Origin of the sequence: Duganella sp. Root1480D1 (assembly GCF_001427305.1) — a bacterium.
In the GTDB taxonomy this organism is placed as follows: Bacteria; Pseudomonadota; Gammaproteobacteria; order Burkholderiales; family Burkholderiaceae_D; genus Rugamonas.
On record NZ_LMFZ01000029.1, the window covers coordinates 13859 to 16733 of the forward strand.

At 68.2% G+C, this 2875-nt stretch carries 1 protein-coding gene and 2 pseudogenes; all 3 read right to left on the reverse strand.

Annotation, left to right across the window (positions count from 1 at the left end):
- A partial coding sequence (locus tag ASD58_RS20795; RefSeq protein ID WP_373994463.1) for an AMP-binding protein occupies nt 1-1307 on the reverse strand: 1307 nt, incomplete at its 3' end.
- A pseudogene (locus tag ASD58_RS32895) lies at nt 1296-2014 on the reverse strand (condensation domain-containing protein); the annotation flags it as partial. The pseudogene ASD58_RS32895 and the gene ASD58_RS20795, both read right to left, overlap by 12 nt.
- Before the next feature lie 37 nt (nt 2015-2051).
- A pseudogene (locus ASD58_RS32900) lies at nt 2052-2869 on the reverse strand (condensation domain-containing protein); the annotation flags it as partial.
- Nucleotides 2870-2875 lie beyond the last annotated feature (6 nt).

Below are 2875 nucleotides of genomic sequence, written 5' to 3' on the forward strand. Positions count from 1 at the left end.
GTGCTCTCGGTTGGACCATAGCCGTTGATCAGCTGCTGCGGGCGCTGCTCACTGGCCAGCAGCTGGCGCACGCTGTCCACGTCCAGCGCGTCGCCGCCCACCAGCAGGTAGCGCAGGCCGGCAAAGGCTGCCCCCAGTGCCGGGCGGTATTCGTTGAACAGGCCCACCGTCAGCCACAGCGCCGTAGCGCCSCCRGCCACCAGGGCCTGACACAGCTGCTGCGGCGCTAATACCACCGCCTGCGGCACCAGCAGCACGCTGGCGCCATTGAGCAGCGGCGCCCAGATTTCCCAGGTCGCCGCATCGAAGGCCGGGCTGGCGCAGTGCGCTACCCGGTCAGCCGGCGTCAGCGGCGCGAAGCCGCTGTTAAGTGCCAGGCGCAGCACGTTGCGGTGCTCGATCATGACCCCTTTCGGCTGGCCGGTCGARCCCGAGGTGTACATCACATACGCCAGGTGGCGCGCGCCCAGGCCCGGCACCAGAGCCACCAGGGCCTGGCACAGCTGCTGCGGCGCCAATACCACCGCCTGCGGCACCAGCAGCACGCTGGCGCCATTGAGCAGCGGCGCCCAGATTTCCCAGGTCGCCGCATCGAASGCCGGGCTGGCGCAGTGCGCTACCCGGTCAGCCGGCGTCAGCGGCGCGAAGCCGCTGTTAAGTGCCAGGCGCAGCACGTTGCGGTGCTCGATCATGACCCCTTTCGGTTGGCCGGTCGAGCCCGAGGTGTACATCACATACGCCAGATTGCGCGCGCCCAGGCCCGGCACCAGCGGATCGCTGTCCGGCTGGCGCGCTACCGCCGTCACGTCGCCGTAACTGTCGTCGTCCAGTAGCAGCACCCGCGTCAGGCTTTGCACCGGCAGCACGTCTTCCAGCGCCGCCGTSGTCAGCAGCACCGCCGGCGCGCTGTCGGCCAGCATGAAGGCCAGCCGCTCGGCCGGGTAGCCAGCGTCCAGCGGCACGTAGGCGCCGCCGGCTTTCAGCACGGCCAGCATSGCCACRATCATGTCGGCGCCGCGCTCCAGGCACAGCCCGACGCGCGCATCGGGCCCGATGCCCAGCGCGCGCAGGTAATGCGCCACGCGGTTGGCGCGCGCATTCAATTCGCCATAGGAGACCGTAGCCTGCTCGCCGAGCAGGGCCGGCGCCTGCGGCTGCGCCGCTGCCAGCCGCGCAAACTCGGCATGCACCAGGCTTTCGCCCGGGTAGCTGCGCGTAGTCGCATTGAAGTCGTGCAGCAGTTGCTGCATTTCCGCTTCGCCGTTCATGACCAACTGCTGCAATGGCAGTTGCGGCGAAGCTGCCATGGCAGCCAGCACGTGCTGCCAGCGTGCCAGCAGGCGCTGGATGCTGGTCTTGTCGAACAGGTCGCTGGCATAGGTCAGGTTCCCCGCGACCACTTCGCCGTTGTCGACCAGCGACAGCGACAGGTCAAACTGGGTCGTCGTGAATTTCTGGCCGGTCCCTGAAATAGTCAGGCCAGGCAAAGAGAATTCGCCGCCGTCTGGCGTATTGTTCATCGACAGCACGACCTGGAAGATTGGGCTGTGGCCCAGGCTGCGCTGCGGCTTGAGCACTTCCACCACCTGCTCGAACGGCACGTCCTGGTGGGCGTAGGCGTCCAGCGTGCTGGCCTTTACCTGCGCCAGCAGTTGCGCCACGTCCAGTTGACGAAGAAGCCGATCATGCCTTCCACTTCGCTGCGCTGGCGGTTGGCCACCGGCGTGCCGATCACCACCTCGTCCTGACCGCTCAGACGCGACAGCAGCAGCGACCAGCCGGCCAACAGCGTCATGAACAGCGTTGTGCCATGCCGTTTGCCCAGTTCGCGCAAGCCTTCCACCAGCGGCGCCGGCAGCGTCAAGGCCACCTGGCCGCCGGCATAGCTCTGCACCGCAGGGCGCGCGCGGTCGGTCGGCAGTTCCAGCAGGGCCGGTGCGCCATCCAGGTGGGCGTGCCAGAAGTCCAGCTGGCGTTGCAGCGCTTCGCCTTGCAGCCAGTCGCGCTGCCACACCGCGTAGTCAGCGTACTGCAGCGGCAGCGGCGGCAGNGCGTGCCAGAAGTCCAGCTGGCGTTGCAGCGCTTCGCCTTGCAGCCAGTCGCGCTGCCACACCGCGTAGTCAGCGTACTGCAGCGGCAGCGGCGGCAGCGGATCGCTTTCGCCCTGGCTGAAGGCGCGGTACAGGGTGCTCACTTCGCGCACCAGGATGCCGATCGACCAGCCGTCCGAAATGATGTGGTGCTGCGTGATCAACAGCACATGTTCTTCTTCCCCCAGCACCAGCAGGCGGCCGCGGATCAGCGGACCCTGTGCCAGGTCGAATGGCGCCTGCGATTCTTCCAGCGCCATGCGCTCGACGGCGAATTCGCGCTCATGCCCGCTCAAGCCGCTCAGGTCCTGCTGCTCCAGGGCGAAGCCGCAATCGGCCGGCGCGATGCGCTGCACCGGCTGGCCATCGGCCAGCACAAACGTGGTACGCAAGCCCTCGTGGCGCGCCACGATGCGGTCCAGCGTCGCCTGCAGCGCTGCCCGGTCCAGACGGCCGCGCAGGTGTAGCCCGGCCGGGATGTGGTAGGCCGCACCTGCCGCATGGTCCAGTTGGTCGAGGAACCACAGGCGCTGCTGCGCCCACGACAGCGGCAGCGCATCGCCGCGCTCGGCCACCGTGATCGCACCCAACTGCGTCTGCCGACCCGCAGCCACCAGTTGCGCCAGGCCGGCCAGGGTTGGTTGTTCAAACAGTTCGCGCAGCGCCACTTCGCGTCCCAGCAATTCGCGCAGGCGCGACACCACCTGCACCGCCAGCAGCGAATGGCCGCCCAGTTCGAAGAAATGGTCATGGCGGCCGACCCGCTCGACACCCAGCAGCTCCTG